This is a genomic window from Streptomyces venezuelae (assembly GCF_008642315.1).
GTDB classification, from domain to species: Bacteria; Actinomycetota; Actinomycetes; order Streptomycetales; family Streptomycetaceae; genus Streptomyces; species Streptomyces venezuelae_D.
Genome location: NZ_CP029192.1, coordinates 4,696,169 through 4,711,783, shown reverse-complemented (window position 1 = coordinate 4,711,783; position 15,615 = coordinate 4,696,169). Strand labels below are relative to the sequence as shown.

The following is a 15,615-nucleotide window of genomic DNA, read 5'->3' as shown; positions in this document are numbered from 1 at the left end:
CCCATTCGTACGGGCCACCCACTGACCCGCCTCCCCCCTCCTGTACGTTCCTCCAACCCGGCACGTTCGCCCTACCGTCCGACGGGGCCAGGAGCCCCCAAGCCCGCCGCTCCGCGACGGATCACACCCACCCACCCGCCCGTGCACCCCGAACCGTCCGGCGGAACTAGGGGCGGTTCGGACCGGGCTCGTACGTCGGGGGGGGCGGTGCGGGGTAAACGGGCGGGCGGGAGGGGAGCGCCCGCCGCGCAGCGGCGGGCTTGAAGCTCCTGGTCCCGCCGGACGGTGCGGGGTAAACGGGTGGGAGCCGTCGCCGCGGGGCGGGGCGCGTTATTCGTTGGGGTATTCGTCGACCACCGTCGCGCCCAGCTCGCGCATGATCAGGTCGTGGCCCGACAGGGCGGACTCGACCAGGTCCGGGTCGTCGTCCTCGGGGATGTCGTCCTCGGGGGAGATGTGCTCCCGGGGCGGGGCCGCGACCGGAGCAGGAGCGGGGGCCGGAGTGGGCTCCGGGGACGGTGCGGGCGGGGAGTACGGGGCCGCCGGGGGCGGGGCCTGCTGCTGCGGGGGCGCGGCGGGACGCGGGGCCTGCGGAGCGCCGCCGCCGAAGTTCCCGGCCGCGGGCGGAGGCGCCGAGCCGCCGGACGGGTCGACGATCGCCTCGACCTTCCACTGCACCCCGAACTGCTCGGACAGCGCCTGTCGCAGCACGTCCTCGCTGCCGCTGCTCGCGAAGTTGTCCCGCGCGCCCGCGTTGACGAAGCCGATCTGCAGGGTCGTCCCGTCGAACCCGGCCACCTGGGCGTTCTGGCTGAGCAGGATCCACGTGAAGCGGCGGCGGTTCTTCACCGCCTCCAGGATGTTCGGCCACAGGGAGCGTGGGTCGGGACCGCCCGCGGGGGCCGCCGCCATCGGCGCGGCGGAGGGCGGCGGGGAGGCGGCAGCCGGGGCGGAGGGCTGCGGGGCCGGGTTGGACGCGGGTGTGCCACTGCCCGCGGACGCCGCCGTCGGCCAGCCGCCCGGGCGGGGCGCGGACGATGCCTGGGCGGGAGCCGAGGCCGTGGGCCAGCCACCGGGACGACGCTCCCCCGGCGAGTCGGAGGAGGGCGGCGGGGTGGCGGGAGTGGTGGGGGGCGCCGGGGGCTGCGGCGCGCTCGCCTGCGGAGGAGTCGCAGCCGGGGCAGGCGATGGCGCAGGGGACGCCGCCGGGGCCGGGGGCGTCTCGGGTGCTCCGCCAGATCCCCGTACCGCCGCCCGCGCGGCCGCGGGACCGCCGCCCGGAGGCACCGGCGGCCCCTGGGGGGCGGGCGCACCGCCACTCGCCGGCGGCATGGCCACGCCACCCTGCGGCACGCCCGCGTGGGCCTCGGGCCCGGGAACGTACCCCATCGCGGGGCCGGGGCCCTGGCCGCCGGGCACGAAGTTGCCGCCGCGCTCCAGGCGCTCCAGGCGGGCCATGACGGAGCGCTCGTCGTCGTAGGCCGCGGGGAGCAGCACGCGGGCGCAGATGAGCTCCAGCTGGAGGCGCGGGGACGTGGCGCCGCGCATCTCCGTGAGGCCCTCGTTCACGAGGTCGGCCGCGCGGCTGAGCTCGGCGCCGCCGAAGACGCCGGCCTGCGCCTGCATGCGCTCGACGACGTCGGCGGGGGCGTCGATGAGCCCCTTCTCCGCGGCGTCGGGCACGGCGGCGAGGATCACGAGGTCCCGCAGCCGCTCCAGGAGGTCGGCGACGAACCGGCGCGGGTCGTTGCCGCCCTCGATGACGTGGTCCACGACCTCGAAGGCCGCGGCGCCGTCCCCGGAGGCGAAGGCCTCGATGACGGAGTCGAGCAGCGAGCCGTCCGTGTACCCGAGGAGGGACGTCGCCATGGCATACGTCACACCGTCCTCGCGCGCGCCGGCGAGGAGCTGGTCCATGACGGACATGGAGTCACGCACGGAGCCTGCCCCGGCCCGCACCACCAGCGGGAACACCCCGTCCTCGACGGTCATGTCCTCGCGGCCGCAGACCTCGGCGAGGTAGTCGCGGAGGGTGCCGGGGGGCACGAGCCGGAACGGGTAGTGGTGGGTGCGCGACCGGATCGTGCCGATGACCTTCTCGGGCTCGGTCGTCGCGAAGATGAACTTGAGGTGCTCCGGGGGCTCCTCGACCACCTTCAGGAGGGCGTTGAAGCCCGCCGAGGTGACCATGTGGGCCTCATCGATGATGTAGATCTTGTACCGGCTCGACGCGGGGCCGAAGAAGGCCTTCTCGCGCAGGTCACGGGCGTCGTCGACACCTCCGTGCGACGCGGCGTCGATCTCGATGACGTCGATCGAGCCCGGCCCGTTCCTCGCCAGGTCGCGGCAGGACTGGCACTCGCCGCAGGGCGTGGGAGTGGGACCTTGCTCACAGTTGAGACAGCGGGCCAGGATGCGCGCGCTCGTCGTCTTGCCGCAGCCGCGCGGGCCACTGAACAGGTAGGCATGGTTGACCCGGTTGTTCCGCAGCGCCTGCTGCAGCGGGTCGGTCACATGCTCCTGCCCGATGACCTCGGCGAACGACTCCGGGCGATAGCGGCGGTACAAGGCGAGAGACGACACGTATACGAGGTTATAGGCGACCACTGACAACCCGGACCGCCCCGATGGCACCTGGAGGCCGCCCGGAACGCAAAGCGCCCCCCACGCACCCGCCAGAGCCGACCTACCCTTGCTGCCTTCCGGCCCTGGGGGAGTTCAGTCAGATAGCGCCACGTGAGGGGCTGGCCCCCACAGTAGCGGATCCCGGGGCGGGGAAGCGACGCCGGGAGGAACGGTTCCGCCCTCGCGAGTCCCTCTGGAGTCCTTCGCGACTCCCTCCGGAGTCCCGCGAGTGGATCGTGTTCGCGAGCACTGCCCAACGTCTTGTATTGTTTGCGGCGGAGGATTCGCCTAGTGGCCTAGGGCGCACGCTTGGAAAGCGTGTTGGGGGCAACCCCTCACGAGTTCGAATCTCGTATCCTCCGCCGGCAGAAGGCCCGGACCGTTCCGACGGTCCGGGCCTTCGTCGTTGTCATCTCTGATTTGGTCTCCGTCGTGAACCTCTTCCGAGGTCTCTGCACACGTCTCAGCCACAGCCCCACCCACTCTCACCGTCACCACTCGGTCACGGATAGCGTTGCTTCGCTCGAGTTAACCCTCACCTCACCGGAGACACCAGTGAACCGCTCGACCCGGCGCGTGGCGGCCGCGCTCACAGCCTCGGCCGCCCTGTTGCTGACCGCCTGTGGCGGATCGGACGACAGCAAGGACAACGACAAGATCGCCGGCGCTGACGCGGGCAGCGAGAAGTCGGCATCCCCCTCCGCGTCGGCGGACGGCATCGACCGGCCGGAGATCAAACTGCCTTCTGACGTGAAGCTCACCTTCACTCCAGAACGGACGGGGGACCCCGTCAAGAACGCCGTCCTTCGGGACAACGCGGACATGATTCGTGCGCTCAACATGGCCATCGTGGAGGGAGACCCTCAGCTGTCCGCTCTGGAGTTCTACACCGAGGGCGAGGGTGCTGTGGCCGCTCGGGACTGGGCGAAGTCGTTCAAGGACGCGGGCTGGACCGTCACCGGGACGGTGCGCTATTTCAACCGGAACGTAAAGGTCAAGTCCAAGGACAGCGCGGCGATCGGATACTGCGCCGATGAGAGCAAGGGCTTTACCAGAGACGTTAAGACGGACGAGATCAAGCGGACGAAGGTGACGAAGGACAGCTACGTCGCCTACAGCGCTCAGCTCAGGAAGAACAAGCAGGGGGTCTGGGAGCTCATGAAGATGGCATCCACTCGCGGCGCGACGGGCTGCCAGCCGTGAGTCGGCTCCTGCGCACCGCCGCGATCGCGGTCGCGGCGGGGGCGACCTGGCTGTGCGCGGCTCCCGCCGCCGTCGCAGACCAGACGCCTCCCGGAGGAGGAGGCTCGTTCGGTGGCCGGCCGGGAGGCGACACCAGCGTCTCCGGCGATGCCGGCGGTCCCACCCTCTCGGCGTCCGCCAAGGGGATCGTCTACGACTTCTCCAAAAACGGAAAGGGAAGTTCCGTCGGTCCCGTCACATCGTCCTCCGCAACGTGGACTCCTCCTGCCTGCTACTACGCCCCCAAGTACACCCCGAAGTCGCTCGAGGCGTACATGCGGTACCAGTGGATGGGCACATCGACCACCGAAGAGTGGGACAAGAAGACGCAGGGCCTGTACGTCGACAAGGGCGGCGACTCCGACAAGGACTTCAAGAAGGACAAAGCCGACAAGGGGGCTTGGTGGGGTGCCTTCGTGAGCGAGGGACGAGAGGCCGACCCCGCAGCGCAGGACTGCGACAAGATTCCCTTCTGGGTCGACAAGGGGGACCCGCCCCCCGCTGACGCCCCACAGGCTGTCACCCCGGAGATCCTCGCGCAGCTCGCCTACTCCCAGATTCGTGTTCCCGGTACGAAGGTTGATCTGAAACCGCAGAACAAGTCGACGGTGAATCTGCCGACGTGGGCGTGGCTCGAGGGGGCGGAGTTCAAGCCAGTGTCAGTCACCGCTTCCGTTCCCGGGTTCGGGATCGAAGCTACGAGCACAGCCGAGCCCGCCGCACTCAAGATCGAGCCGGGGACGCCGGACGCTGAACTGCACCCGGCCTCCGGACAGTGCCCGATCGAGGGTGGCCGCATCGGAGTGCCGTATCGCAAGGGCAATGGCGGCGACACCCCTCCGTGCGGCGTGACTTACTTGCGGGCGTCCGGCGACGATGCCTATCGGCTCAAGGCCACCGTCACCTGGAAGATCCATTGGACGGGGACCGGGGTCGAGGGCGAACAGAGGTTGCCTGACGGCGTGTTCGGTTCCGAACAGGACGTCGTCGTGCAGGAGATCCAGTCCATCAACCGCTGACCGTGACCGAGGCCGTCGGTCGGTGCCGGTCTCCGTGGCCCCGTCAGGCCCGCCGCCCCTATCAGCCCGCCGCCCGTAAGTGTCCGCGCAGCGCGTCCTCCAGGGTCGGGGACGGGCGGAGGCGGGTGGTGAGGCCGAGTATGCGGAGCATGCGCAGGATGAGCGGGTGGGGGCAGACCAGCAGCAGGTCGCCGTCGCGTTCCTCCAGGCGTGTGCGGGCGCGGCAGAGGAGGGCCAGGCCGGAGCAGTCGAGGAACGTGGTCGGCGTGAGGTCGATGACGAGCAGCGTTTTGGGCGGTTTGGTGGTCGCGTCCAGGGTCGGCAGGATCGCCAGGGCCGCCGCGATGTCTATCTCGCCGTGGAACTCCATGACGGTGTGGCCGGGGGCACGGTGGACGCGCAGATGCCCGTCGGGAAGCGGAACGCCGTGGATCATGGCGGCATCCTCACTGCGAACGGCCCACCTCCAGGGGGCCGGATGGGCGGGTGGGACGAAGAGCCACCGGGGGCCTGGGTGACGACGTGCGGGGTGTGTCCGGAGCAAGCGTTCTCACTGGGTGATATGCCCCCGTCAAGGCGTTGTCCAACCTGCCTTCTTGACAGATTTGGTGCGACAAGTCCATGGAGCAGCAACAGAGTTGCGGGGGTTGAGGGCAACCACCCCTGTGGGGTGATTCCGTGTGCCGGCCCTCTCGTCGAACCTGGGCGGGGTCGCGGAGGTGGGGAGGGCGTTCATGGGGGCCGGTGGGCGGCGGGACCGTGGCGGGCGGGTCGTGTCGTCGCTGCGTGCCGTGCCGGGGGTCCGCGCGGTCACGACGTACCGGCGGGAGTGGCTGTCGAAGGACCTCGTGGCGGGGGTCGTGCTGACCACGCTGCTCGTGCCGCAGGGCATGGCGTACGCCGAACTCGCCGGGCTGCCCGCCATCACCGGCCTCTACACGTCCATCCTGTGCCTGCTCGGCTATGCCGTGTGCGGGCCCTCGCGGATCCTGGTCCTCGGGCCCGACTCCTCGCTCGGGCCGATGATCGCGGCGACGGTGCTGCCGCTGGTCGCCGCCGACGGCGATCCCGGCCGTGCCGTCGCCCTGGCCTCGATGCTGTCGCTCATGGTCGCGGGCATCATGATCCTCGCGTCGACCGCCCGTCTCGGTTACGTCGCCGAGCTGATCTCCAAGCCCACGATGATCGGGTACATGAACGGGCTCGCCGTCACCATCCTGGTCGGACAGTTGCCCAAGCTCCTCGGGTTCAAGGTGGACGCCGACGGGCTGATCGACGAGTGCGTGTCCGTGGCGGAGGGGCTCGCGGACGGGAAGGCGGTCGGGGCGGCCGTCGCCGTCGGGTGCGGTGGGATCGTGCTGATCCTGGCGCTTCAGCGGTGGCTGCCCCGGGTGCCGGCCGTGCTCGTCATGGTGGTGTCCGCCATCGGGGCCGTGGTCGTGTTCGACCTGGAGGACCGGGGGGTCTCGCTCGTCGGTGTGCTGCCCGAGGGGTTTCCGCCGCTGACCGTGCCCGACGTCCGCCTCGATGATCTCGGGCCGCTGCTCGCGGGAGCTCTGGGGATCGCCGTCGTCTCGCTCGCCGACACGATCTCCAATGCTTCCGCTTTCGCCTCCCGCACCGGGCAGGAGGTGCGGGGGAACCAGGAGATGGCGGGTGTGGGCGCGGCGAACCTCGCCGCCGGGTTCTTCCAGGGGTTTCCCGTGAGTACGAGCGGGTCGCGTACTGCCGTGGCGGAGCGGGCCGGGGCGCGTACCCAGCTGACCGGTGTCGTCGGCGCGGGGCTGATCGTGCTCATGCTCGTGGTGGTGCCGGGGCTCTTCCGGCATCTGCCGCAGCCCGCGCTCGCGGCAGTCGTCATCACCGCGTCGCTCTCGCTGGCCGACGTGCCCGGCACGGTGCGGCTGTGGCGGCAGCGCAGGATCGAGTTCCTGCTGTGTCTCGCGGCGTTCCTCGGGGTCGCCCTGGTGGGGGTGCTCGAAGGGATCGCCGTGGCCGTGGGGCTCTCCGTGCTGAATGTCTTCCGGCGGGTCTGGTGGCCCTACGAGGCGGTGCTCGGGCGGGTCGAGGGGCTCCCCGGGTATCACGACGTCAGCTCGTACCCGGACGCCGAGCGGATTCCCGGGCTGGTCATCTACCGCTTCGACGCCCCGCTGATCTTCGCCAACGCCAAGACCTTCCGCGACGAGGTGACGCGGCTCTCGCGGGCGGATCCGGTGCCTGAGTGGATCGTGGTCGCCGCCGAGCCCATGACCGACGTCGACACCACCGCCGCGGACGTCCTGGAGGCGCTCGACGAGTCCCTCAACTCCCGCGGAGTGCATCTCGTCTTCGCGGAGCTGAAGGACCCGGTACGGCGCAAGATCGAGCGGTACGAGCTCACCCGCACCATCGACGAGCGGCACTTCTTCCCGACCGTGGAGGCCGCTGTCGCCGCGTTCCGGAGTCGGTGATCGACACGGGGGCGCGCCCGGTCACATCGGCAGCGCGTGGTGCTTGGCCCGCGCGTACTCCGCCTCCGTCAGCGCGCCCGAACGGTGCAGTTCCGCCAACCGCTCCAACTCCCCCGCACTGGCGACCGACGACGACCCCACGGGGTGGTTGCCGAAGGCGGACATGCGGGTGGCCACGTTGCGGTTGCCCATCCCGGAGCCCTGGGAGATGACGTAGAGCAGTACGCCGAGCAGGGGCAGGACGAACACGAGCAGCAGCCACAGGGCCTTGCGGACGCCGTTCAGATCCTCGTTGCGGAAGATGTCCACGACGATGTGGATCACGATGGCGAACCAGATCACCCACAAGAAGAACATGAGCATGGTGAGGAAGACGTCAAACATCGGGTAGTCGTCCACGGCAGCCCTCCCGTCGGTCCGGTCCCGGCGGTCCAGTCCCGTCGGTCCGGTGGGCAGCAGCTTCGGGGCGCGTGGCCCGGGGCGTATCACCCCTGCGGGGCGAACCCTCATGCGGCGAACCGCGCGACAGTGGCCCCGGAGCGCGGGCCCGGCGCCACTGCTGCGAGGGGGCACCGTCATGCTGACCGCCACGCGCGCCCGGCCGCTGGCGGCCCGTGCCGTCCGGCAGCTCGTGGGCGTGAACATCCTGGATCTCGCGACGCGGCTCGCGGCACAGGCGTTCCTCGCCGCGCTGCCGATGCTCATCGCGGTCGCCTCGTTCTGCCCGCCCGGCTGGCGGCACGAACTCCGCAGGTCGCTGCGGTCGTTGTTCGGTTCGGGCGGGACCGAGGCGGCGATGCTCGACCAGGTGTACGCGGGCGACCCGCAGACGATGAACAGCTGGGGCGCGGCGAGCGTACTGGTGGCGCTGCTGTCCGCCACGGCCTTCTCCAGGGCCCTGCAACGGCTCTGCGAACGCTGCTGGCACCTCCAGGCGTCGGGCATGCGGATCTTGTTGTGGCGTTGGGCCCTGTGGCTCTTCGTGTGGCTGACCGCCCTGTTCTTCCAGGGGCTGCTGCACGACGGGTTCGGCGCGGGCCCGGTACTGGGGATTCCGCTGCAGGCCGTCGGCGCGGTCCTGATGTGGTGGTGGACGCAGCACCTGCTGCTCGCGGGGCGCGTGCCGTGGCGTCCGCTGCTGCCGGGGGCGCTGCTCGCCGGAACGGGCGTGGTCGTGTTCTCGCAGGTCGCCGCGGTGTGGCTGCCCGGGGCGCTGCAGCGCAGCGTGGAGCGGTACGGGCCGCTCGGCTCGGTCTTCACGCTCCTGTCCTGGCTGATCGTCTTCTTCACGGTCGTCGCGGCCGGCATCGCGCTGGGTCAGGTGTTCGCGCAGGAGGAGCGGGTGCGGCGCGTGCTGCGCATCCCCGCGGTGCCTGCGGCGGACGGGGACGGCGTCACGTCGGCGACGCCGTGACCCGGCCGTCGCGTACCGCTTCGGACAGGGCGCGGTGGTCGCGTTCGTTCTGGTCGGCGTAGCGCTCGGCGAACTCCGCGAGCGCGCGGTCGAACCGGTCGGAGCCGCCCAGGTACGCCGCGATGGCGATCCGGTCCCCGGAGCGTGCGTGCGCGCGAGCCAGGGTCGCCCCGGCCAGCCGCCCGAACAGCCGCATGACCTTCGGAGTCATGCCCTCGGCCTTGGGGATGGCCTTCCAGTCGCGCAACTGACGTACGTAGAAGTCCCGTTCGAGGCCGTCGAGGCCGGAGACGCGCTCCCAGCCCAGGAACATGTCACTGGTGGCCTGCATCAGGCGCTGACCGGACACGACCCGCTCCCCCTGGTTCGCGTGGGCGCTGGGCTCGCAGTACGGGGCGAGCGCCGACTCCTCGGCCTCCTTGGCCTGGAGGAACAGCGGGTCGCCGGTGTCCCGGCCGAGCAGCAGCAGCACCCAGCAGCGGGTTCCCACGCTGCCGACGCCGACCACCTTGCGCGCCATGTCGACCACCCGGTACTGCGCGAGGAGCGCGCGCCGGTCGGACGACAGCGTCAGGACGTAGTGTCCGATGAGCTCCCGCAACTGCTTCTCCAGCTCGGAGCGTTCGACCTCGGGGAGCAGATCGGAGAGGGGGGTGACGAGCGGTGCGTCGGGAGCGATCCGCAGGTCGTCCCCCACCCGGTGGACGAGTTTCTCCAGGGACTGGAGGTGGTCGCGGCCCCTGGCCTTGCTGAGGGTGCGCGACAGACGGCGCCGGCCGCTCGGGCGCAGCTCCCCGGCGAGCCTGGCGTACAGGTCGTCGGCGTCGATCCGGGCGTACCAGACGTCGAGGTTGCGCATGCCGGCGAAGCCGCGCATCGCCTCCCGGTAGAAGCGCACCGTCTCCCGGATCACGCGGGACCGCTCCGGCGCGTCGAAGCCGTTGGCGCGGCCCGCGACGGCGAGGCTGGCCGCCAGCCGTTTGACGTCCCACTCCCACGGTCCCGGCAGCGTCTCGTCGAAGTCGTTGACGTCGAACATGAGATGGCGCTCGGGGGACGCCAGGAGCCGGAAGTTCAGCATGTGCGCGTCCCCGCACAGCTGGGTGGTGATGCCGCTCGACGCCGTCGTCGCCAGGTCCATCGCCATCAGGGATGCGGCGCCCCGGTAGAAGCGGAACGGCGATTCGAGCATCCGCCCGTACCGGATCGGCACCAGCTCGGGCAGGCGGCGCGACGACTGGCGCTCCAGCGCCTCGACCGGGTCGGTGCGGTCCGGTGCCGGGGCGAACTCGGCGTGCCGGGAGCGCGGCACCTTGGTGCGGGCCGCCCGGCCGCGGGCAGCGCGCTCCTGCGGAGTGGGATGTACGTGCCGGCCCTCGTCCATGGCCCGCCCCTCTCTGACGCGGCGGGTCACGGCGGCCCGCCCTCCCTGACGCGGCCGATCCTGCCGGTGCCGGGGGCGGGGCCGAACCACCTTCCGGGGGTGAGGTGGGGTCCGTCCGTGCCCCGCACCGTGTCGCCATGAATCCGACGACGACGCAGCGCCGTTGGCTGGCGCGGGCGTCCTTGGCATCGATCCTCGCCGCCGTGCTGACCCTCGGTGTGTTCGCGGGCGCGCGGACCTTCGGGCTGCTGGCCGTCGGCCTCGTCGGCCTGGTGCTCGTGGCGGCCGGGCTGTGGTGGAGCCTGGCCAGGCAGGGCACCCTGCGGGTGCTGGCCGTCGCCCTGACCCTCGGGGCGCCGGTGTGGGTCCTCGTCGCGTACACCCGTGCCCGTCTGACCTGGGTCGCCGTTCTGGCGGTCGCCCTGTGGCTGGTGGCGGTCGCCACGGGCCGTGCGGCACTCGTACGGGACGCGGACGAGGAGGCGGCCGCGATGCCGGAGCATCCGGCTCCGCGCGTGCGCCACCCCGTCCTGATCATGAATCCGCGGTCGGGCGGCGGCAAGGTCCGCCGGTTCGAACTGCGGGAGCGCGCGCGGAGTCTGGGCGCGGAGGTGCTGCTCCTGGAGGGGCGCGACGGGGCCGACGTGACCGACATGGCCCGCAAGGCCGCCGCCGAGGGGGCCGATCTGCTCGGGGTCGCGGGCGGCGACGGGACACAGGCGCAGGTCGCCGAGGTCGCCGCCGCGCTGGATCTGCCGTTCCTGGTGATCCCGGCGGGCACCCGCAACCACTTCGCCCTGGACCTGGGGCTCGACAGGGACGACCCGTCGAAGGCGCTCGACGCGCTGCGGGACGGTGTGGAGCTCCGGGTCGACCTCGGCAGCGCGAACGGCCTCCCCTTCGTCAACAACGTGTCGTTCGGCGCGTACGCCGAGGTCGTGGCGAGCCCCGCGTACCGGGACGACAAGACGCGTACGGCACTGCGGCTGCTGCCCGACATGCTGGCGGGCCACCAGGGACCGCGGCTCTCCGCGCACGCGGGGTCCGTGGAGTTCGCCGAGCCGCAGGCACTGCTCGTCAGCAACAACCCCTACGGCACCGGGGACATCGCGGGCCTCGGCCGCCGGGCCCGCCTCGACGGCGGTGAACTGGGCTGCGTCGGGGTCAGGGTCACCAGCGCCGCCCAGGCCGCCGGGCTGCTGCGCGGACGGCGTGCCGCCGGTCTCGTCCGTACGAACGCGGCGCACGTGGTCGTCGACGCCGACCAGGACCGGATCCAGGCCGGGGTCGACGGCGAGTCCCTGTCGCTGCGGGTGCCCGTGCACTGCGACGTGCGGCCGCGGGCCCTGCGGGTGCTGGTGCCGCGCCACCGTCCGGGCGTGCGCGGGGCACGGCCGATGCCGGACTGGCGGCACATCGGGAGGCTCGCGGTGGGGCGCGGGCGCTGAGGCGGGTGTCACCGTGCGGTGTCGTCCGCGTCGTCGGGGCCGTGCTCGTGGTCCGTGTCGGCCGCGCCCAGGAGCTTGTGGGACACGGGACGGGCGTACCGGACCAGGGACCAGATCACCAGGACGTCCAGCGCGATCATGACGAGGCACCACACCGGGTAGTACGGGACGAAGAAGTAGCACTCCAGCGCGCTCAGCCCCGCGACCGTCACGCCGACGGCACGCGCCCACAGGTACCCGCTGAGGAGGGTGAGCGCGGCGGCGAGGACGATCATGCCGATGATCAGGTGGAGCCAGCCCCAGGCCGTGACGTCGAGTGCGTAGGGGTAGTCGTCCGGCCGTGCGAAGAACCTGTCGTCGATGAGCGCGGCGAACCCTGCGATCGCGTGGTAGCTGCCGACGATCGTCAGTACGCACACGGAGAACACGACGGTGGTGACCGCGAGCGGGCCGGCGGCGGGCTCCCGCGGACCGGCGGCGGGTCCCTGCGGTCGGGCATGTTCGGCCATGACTGCTCCTTTCGCTCCGGCTGAGGCCGGAGCCTGGCCCGGCCCGTCCCGGAGCGGTTCACCCCTGGCAGGCGAGATGCGGGGCCGGGCGGGAACACAGTCACCTGGCCGGGGTGAGGCCCCGCGGGACAGGGCCGGAAGAATGGCCGCACGGGCAGGTATCGCAGGAGGTGATGCCATGGGCACCGATCGGCCGGGCGCGGGTACGGGGCGGTCCGAACCGCTCCCCGACGGCGGCAGGTTCGAGATCCGGGTGCGCGGCACCCTCGGTGAGGGGCTCCGGTCCGCCTTCGCCGAACTCACGGTCACGCTGCGTCCCGCGGAGACCGTCATGTACGGGGGCGGCATCGACCAGAGCGCGCTGTACGGCATTCTCGACCGCATCCAGGCGCTGGGGCTCGAACTCCTGGAGGTGCGCGGCCTGCCCCCGCCCTCCAGGGCCGAAAAGCCCTCCGGATAGGCCGTAGGAGCCCTTCCCGGAGCCGTGGGGAGCGGTCACCGTGGGTGTATGTGCTGCCGACCGGCCGGGAAGGTGAGGACATGCACGCGGTGACGGCGCATCCCCTGTGCGTGGCGCACGACGGCCGGGTGCCGACGGCACGGCCGCCGGTGCCGGGCCGCGGGGCCGGACTGCGCAGGGCCCTGCGCGCGTCGGGGCACGCTCCGGACCGCACGGACGCGCTGGAGACCGCCTGTCTCGTGTGGCTGGCCGGAGTGCTCGTGGAGATCGCCGGGAAGGCGGCGGACGCGCGCACGGCGAAGCTGTTGGCGGACGAGGCGTCGGCGGCCCTCACGGCGGTGGCGTCGGTCCCGGCCGCGCCCCTCGCCGCGTCTTTCACCGCCCCCCTCACCGCACCGCTCACCCGCCGCGAACTCGTCGTGCTGCGGGAGCTGCGGGAGAACGAGAACGTGCCGCTGCGCCGGATCGCCGACAGCCTGCACGTCTCCCTCAACACGGTCCGGAGTCAGACCCGTTCCGTGTACCGCAAACTCGGCGTGAGCTCCCGCTCGCAGGCGCTGCACCGCGCCCGCGAGCTGCACCTCCTCTGACCCGTGCCTCCTTCGTCCCGCGCCTCCTCCGCACCACACACGTCGGCGTCACAGCAGCTGGAGCTCCCGCGCCCGCCGTACCGCCGCCGACCTGCGGGACACGGAGAGCTTGCGGTAGACGCTCTTCAGGTGGGTCTTCACCGTGTTGACCGAGAGGTAGAGGTCCTCCGCGATCTCCTCGGTCGTCATCATCTGCGACAGCCGCCCCAGCACGTCCTCCTCCCTGGCGGTGAGCCGCTCGACCGCGACGTCGGCCGTGCCGTGCCCGTCGCCGGGCTCGGAGTGGCGGGCCCGGGCGCAGGGCGTGTCGAGCGAGGCCGCACAGGCCCTCGTCAGGGGCTGCCGCAGTGTCGGGGGCAGCCACGGTCCCGCGGTGTCCAGGAGCGCCCCGGGGGCCGCGGGCAGGGCCTGTTCGGCGATGTTGACCAGCCGCCCGACCAGGGACGCGACGCCCGCGGTGAACGGGTCGGGCAGCGCGTGCAACGCGGCGCCCACGTGCCCCAACTCGGCTCGTACGGTTGCCGGTTCGCCGCGTGCGAGGGCGACCCATGCCCGTACGACCAGCAGTGTCGCGTTGGAGCTGTCCCGCGCGGTCCAGGTGGGCAAGGGCGGCCTGGTCGCGAGCGTGGCGAACTCGCCGGCCGCGCGGAAGCGGCCGCGGACCGCTTCGAGCAGGGCGAGCTCCACCAGGCAGCCCCGGCGCAGGGTGCCGTTCTCGGTGGCTCCCGCCGCCTTGAGGCCGCTCGTGAGCAGGGGCTCGGCCGCCTTCAGGTCTCCGGCGCGCAGCTCCGCGCGCCCCAGCACGAACAGCGTCAGCGCCCTGATCTCCGGCCGCTCCGCCAACGCGTGCGCGGGCAGCCGTGCGCACAGGGCCCTCGCCTCGGCGGCCGCGGTCCGCGCGGCCGCGGGGTCCCTGGAGTGTTCCGCCGCCATCCGGATCACCGCGTGCGTGAGCCGGCACCTGAGCATCCGGTCGGCCTCCGCGTCCGGCAGCCCGTCGGTCAGCCGGGCCGCCTCCGCCAGCGCGTCCGCGACCGCGTCGGCGTCGGTGTGCTGCGCGGCCGCGGCGACGAGCACGGGTTCGGGGTCCTCCGTCCGTGCCTCCGCGGGGGTCCACTGGCCCGGTATGTCCGGCAGCCGTGTCGCCGTGAGGCCCAGGAGCTGTCCGATGCCCAGCTGGTCGACCACCAGACGGGCGGCGTAGTGGGCGTCGTCCGCCGCGAGGGCGTGACCGACCGCCGCCGCGAGGCAGCCGTGGGCGGCCAGCCAGGCGGCGGCCCGCCGGTGCACTCCGGCGACGCTGCCCGGCAGTTCGTGCTGGAGCCTGAGCTGGAGCACGTCGGCGAACATCCGGTGACAGCGGAACCAGCCCTGCCCCTCGGGCTGCAGGAAGGAGTTCTGCCGTACGAGCATGGCGAAGTACCGTCCCGCGTCGGCGCCCGCGACCTCCGTGGCGAGCTCCGCGTTCACGTGCTCCAGGACGCTCGTCGTCAGCAGCAGCCTGCGCATCTCGGGGGACTGCGCGTCGAGCACCTCCTCCACCAGGTACGTCACGATCGCCTCGTCGTCACCGGCGAACCGGGCGATGAACTGGTCCGGATGGAGCTGCCCCTGCATCGACATCGCGGCGAGCCTGATCCCCGCCGCCCAGCCCGCGGTGCGCCGCCGCAGCGCCCTGACCACGTGGCGGGCCACGTCCAGTCCGTGCTGGGACAGCAGCGACGCGGTCTCCGCGTCGGTGAACGCCAGGTCGGCGGTGCGCAGTTCGGTGAGTTCGCGGGCGAGCCGGTAGCGGTGCAGGTGCAGCGGCGGGTCCCGGCGCGAGAGCACGACCAGGCGCAGCATGGACGAGGTGTGCCGCAGGAGGCTGACGACGCCCTCGGCGACCGGTGAGCCCGGCTCCGGCTGGAAGTCGTCGAGCACCAGCACGACCGGCGCGGCACGCAGCGCGAGCCGGGCGGAGAGCCGTGCGACGAGCAGTTCGTTGACGGGCACGTCGTCGAAGGCGGGAAGGTCCACGCCCGCGCCGCGCAGCGCGGTCAGGATGCGTGGCCAGAAGACGTCCGGGCGCTCCTCGCGCCCCTCGCACCGCACACAGGCCACCGGGCCGGGGGCCCTGCCGGTGTGCAGCCACTCCGTGGCGAGTGCGGACTTGCCCGCTCCCACCGGCCCCACGACCACGGTCAGCGGCCCGAGCACGCCGCGCGAGAGCCGTTCGGCGAGCCGCGGGCGCGGGACGAGCCACCCGGGCAGTTCGGGAACGACGGTGCGGGGTTCGGGCACGGCCGTGCGGGGTCCCGGCACGGGTGCTTCGGGTGTGAAGACGGTCTCGGCGGGCGGCCTCCCCAGGTGGTCGTCCATCGACGGCACCTCCCTCTCGGATCGGGTGGTGCTGGAAAGACGAGTCTGGGTCCGGCGGGTGCGACGGCACCCTCTGGGGGGAGCCATCTCACCCGGGTGAAGTTTCCGTG

At 72.2% G+C, this 15,615-nt stretch carries 13 protein-coding genes, 1 tRNA gene and 1 other RNA gene; 8 read left to right on the top strand and 7 right to left on the bottom strand.

The annotated features are described in order from the left end of the window. Nucleotides 1-330: 330 nt before the first annotated feature. Entirely contained in the window at nucleotides 331-2,583 is a 2,253-nt protein-coding gene (locus DEJ48_RS20535) for a DNA polymerase III subunit gamma and tau (RefSeq protein WP_150217592.1), read from the bottom strand. Nucleotides 2,584-2,650: 67 nt separating this feature from the next. Beyond that, nucleotides 2,651-2,749, bottom strand: an RNA gene (ffs, locus tag DEJ48_RS20530) — signal recognition particle sRNA small type. A 153-nt stretch (nucleotides 2,750-2,902) separates the two neighbouring features. On the opposite strand from ffs, the gene DEJ48_RS20525 reads away from it, so the two are divergent. The 3 genes from DEJ48_RS20525 to DEJ48_RS20515 all read left to right on the top strand — a co-directional run bounded on the left by DEJ48_RS20525 (nucleotide 2,903) and on the right by DEJ48_RS20515 (nucleotide 4,886). Continuing rightward, nucleotides 2,903-2,987: transfer RNA gene (locus DEJ48_RS20525), tRNA-Ser, on the top strand. A gap of 193 nt (nucleotides 2,988-3,180) precedes the next feature. After that, a complete protein-coding gene (locus tag DEJ48_RS20520) occupies nucleotides 3,181-3,828 on the top strand; it encodes a hypothetical protein (RefSeq protein ID WP_150217591.1) in 648 nt (215 codons plus the stop codon). Then, on the top strand, nucleotides 3,816-4,886 hold the full coding sequence (locus tag DEJ48_RS20515; protein ID WP_150217590.1) for a hypothetical protein: 1,071 nt from the start codon (nucleotides 3,816-3,818) through the stop codon (nucleotides 4,884-4,886). The genes DEJ48_RS20520 and DEJ48_RS20515 overlap by 13 nt, the downstream gene beginning before the upstream one ends. Before the next feature lie 61 nt (nucleotides 4,887-4,947). Here DEJ48_RS20515 and DEJ48_RS20510 read toward each other — a convergent pair whose 3' ends face one another. Next, nucleotides 4,948-5,322: an STAS domain-containing protein gene (locus tag DEJ48_RS20510; protein ID WP_150217589.1), complete on the bottom strand. Its 375-nt coding sequence runs from the start codon at nucleotides 5,320-5,322 to the stop codon at nucleotides 4,948-4,950. A 298-nt stretch (nucleotides 5,323-5,620) separates the two neighbouring features. Between DEJ48_RS20510 and DEJ48_RS20505 the strand changes: the two genes are divergently transcribed. After that, nucleotides 5,621-7,339, top strand: coding sequence for a SulP family inorganic anion transporter (locus DEJ48_RS20505; RefSeq protein WP_150217588.1), 1,719 nt, complete (start codon nucleotides 5,621-5,623; stop codon nucleotides 7,337-7,339). A gap of 21 nt (nucleotides 7,340-7,360) precedes the next feature. On the opposite strand, the gene DEJ48_RS20500 is transcribed toward DEJ48_RS20505, so the two are convergent. After that, nucleotides 7,361-7,738: an SHOCT domain-containing protein gene (locus DEJ48_RS20500; protein ID WP_150217587.1), complete on the bottom strand. Its 378-nt coding sequence runs from the start codon at nucleotides 7,736-7,738 to the stop codon at nucleotides 7,361-7,363. Between the two features lie 178 nt (nucleotides 7,739-7,916). Between DEJ48_RS20500 and DEJ48_RS20495 the strand changes: the two genes are divergently transcribed. After that, nucleotides 7,917-8,753 carry a YhjD/YihY/BrkB family envelope integrity protein gene (locus DEJ48_RS20495; protein ID WP_150217586.1) on the top strand — a complete coding sequence of 279 codons (837 nt, stop codon included), beginning with the start codon at nucleotides 7,917-7,919 and terminating at the stop codon, nucleotides 8,751-8,753. On the opposite strand, the gene DEJ48_RS20490 is transcribed toward DEJ48_RS20495, so the two are convergent. Further along, nucleotides 8,734-10,137 (bottom strand): DUF2252 domain-containing protein, encoded by a 1,404-nt coding sequence (locus DEJ48_RS20490; RefSeq protein WP_150221280.1) that lies wholly within the window; start codon nucleotides 10,135-10,137, stop codon nucleotides 8,734-8,736. The genes DEJ48_RS20495 and DEJ48_RS20490 overlap by 20 nt on opposite strands. 137 nt (nucleotides 10,138-10,274) lie before the next feature. On the opposite strand from DEJ48_RS20490, the gene DEJ48_RS20485 reads away from it, so the two are divergent. Continuing rightward, nucleotides 10,275-11,585 carry a diacylglycerol/lipid kinase family protein gene (locus DEJ48_RS20485; RefSeq protein ID WP_150217585.1) on the top strand — a complete coding sequence of 437 codons (1,311 nt, stop codon included), beginning with the start codon at nucleotides 10,275-10,277 and terminating at the stop codon, nucleotides 11,583-11,585. Between the two features lie 8 nt (nucleotides 11,586-11,593). Here DEJ48_RS20485 and DEJ48_RS20480 read toward each other — a convergent pair whose 3' ends face one another. Next, nucleotides 11,594-12,094, bottom strand: a complete 501-nt coding sequence (locus tag DEJ48_RS20480; protein ID WP_150217584.1) for a hypothetical protein — start codon at nucleotides 12,092-12,094, stop codon at nucleotides 11,594-11,596. 178 nt (nucleotides 12,095-12,272) lie between these two features. Between DEJ48_RS20480 and DEJ48_RS20475 the strand changes: the two genes are divergently transcribed. Both DEJ48_RS20475 and DEJ48_RS20470 read left to right on the top strand, forming a co-directional pair. Continuing rightward, nucleotides 12,273-12,554 (top strand): hypothetical protein, encoded by a 282-nt coding sequence (locus tag DEJ48_RS20475; RefSeq protein WP_150217583.1) that lies wholly within the window; start codon nucleotides 12,273-12,275, stop codon nucleotides 12,552-12,554. A gap of 80 nt (nucleotides 12,555-12,634) precedes the next feature. After that, on the top strand, nucleotides 12,635-13,144 hold the full coding sequence (locus DEJ48_RS20470) for a helix-turn-helix transcriptional regulator (RefSeq protein WP_150217582.1): 510 nt from the start codon (nucleotides 12,635-12,637) through the stop codon (nucleotides 13,142-13,144). A 48-nt stretch (nucleotides 13,145-13,192) separates the two neighbouring features. On the opposite strand, the gene DEJ48_RS20465 is transcribed toward DEJ48_RS20470, so the two are convergent. Continuing rightward, nucleotides 13,193-15,505, bottom strand: coding sequence for a LuxR family transcriptional regulator (locus DEJ48_RS20465; protein WP_150217581.1), 2,313 nt, complete (start codon nucleotides 15,503-15,505; stop codon nucleotides 13,193-13,195). Nucleotides 15,506-15,615 lie beyond the last annotated feature (110 nt).

What these genes read in the sequence shown, in the direction of transcription:
- DEJ48_RS20470 (WP_150217582.1), top strand. Translation starts at nt 12,635, where the DNA reads ATGCACGCGGTGACGGCGCATCCCCTGTGCGTGGCGCACGACGGCCGG.
- DEJ48_RS20485 (WP_150217585.1), top strand. Translation starts at nt 10,275, where the DNA reads ATGAATCCGACGACGACGCAGCGCCGTTGGCTGGCGCGGGCGTCCTTG.
- DEJ48_RS20475 (WP_150217583.1), top strand. Translation starts at nt 12,273, where the DNA reads ATGGGCACCGATCGGCCGGGCGCGGGTACGGGGCGGTCCGAACCGCTC.
- DEJ48_RS20465 (WP_150217581.1), bottom strand. Translation starts at nt 15,505, where the DNA reads ATGGACGACCACCTGGGGAGGCCGCCCGCCGAGACCGTCTTCACACCC.
- DEJ48_RS20510 (WP_150217589.1), bottom strand. Translation starts at nt 5,322, where the DNA reads ATGATCCACGGCGTTCCGCTTCCCGACGGGCATCTGCGCGTCCACCGT.
- DEJ48_RS20490 (WP_150221280.1), bottom strand. Translation starts at nt 10,137, where the DNA reads ATGGACGAGGGCCGGCACGTACATCCCACTCCGCAGGAGCGCGCTGCC.
- DEJ48_RS20480 (WP_150217584.1), bottom strand. Translation starts at nt 12,094, where the DNA reads ATGGCCGAACATGCCCGACCGCAGGGACCCGCCGCCGGTCCGCGGGAG.
- DEJ48_RS20495 (WP_150217586.1), top strand. Translation starts at nt 7,917, where the DNA reads ATGCTGACCGCCACGCGCGCCCGGCCGCTGGCGGCCCGTGCCGTCCGG.
- DEJ48_RS20505 (WP_150217588.1), top strand. Translation starts at nt 5,621, where the DNA reads ATGGGGGCCGGTGGGCGGCGGGACCGTGGCGGGCGGGTCGTGTCGTCG.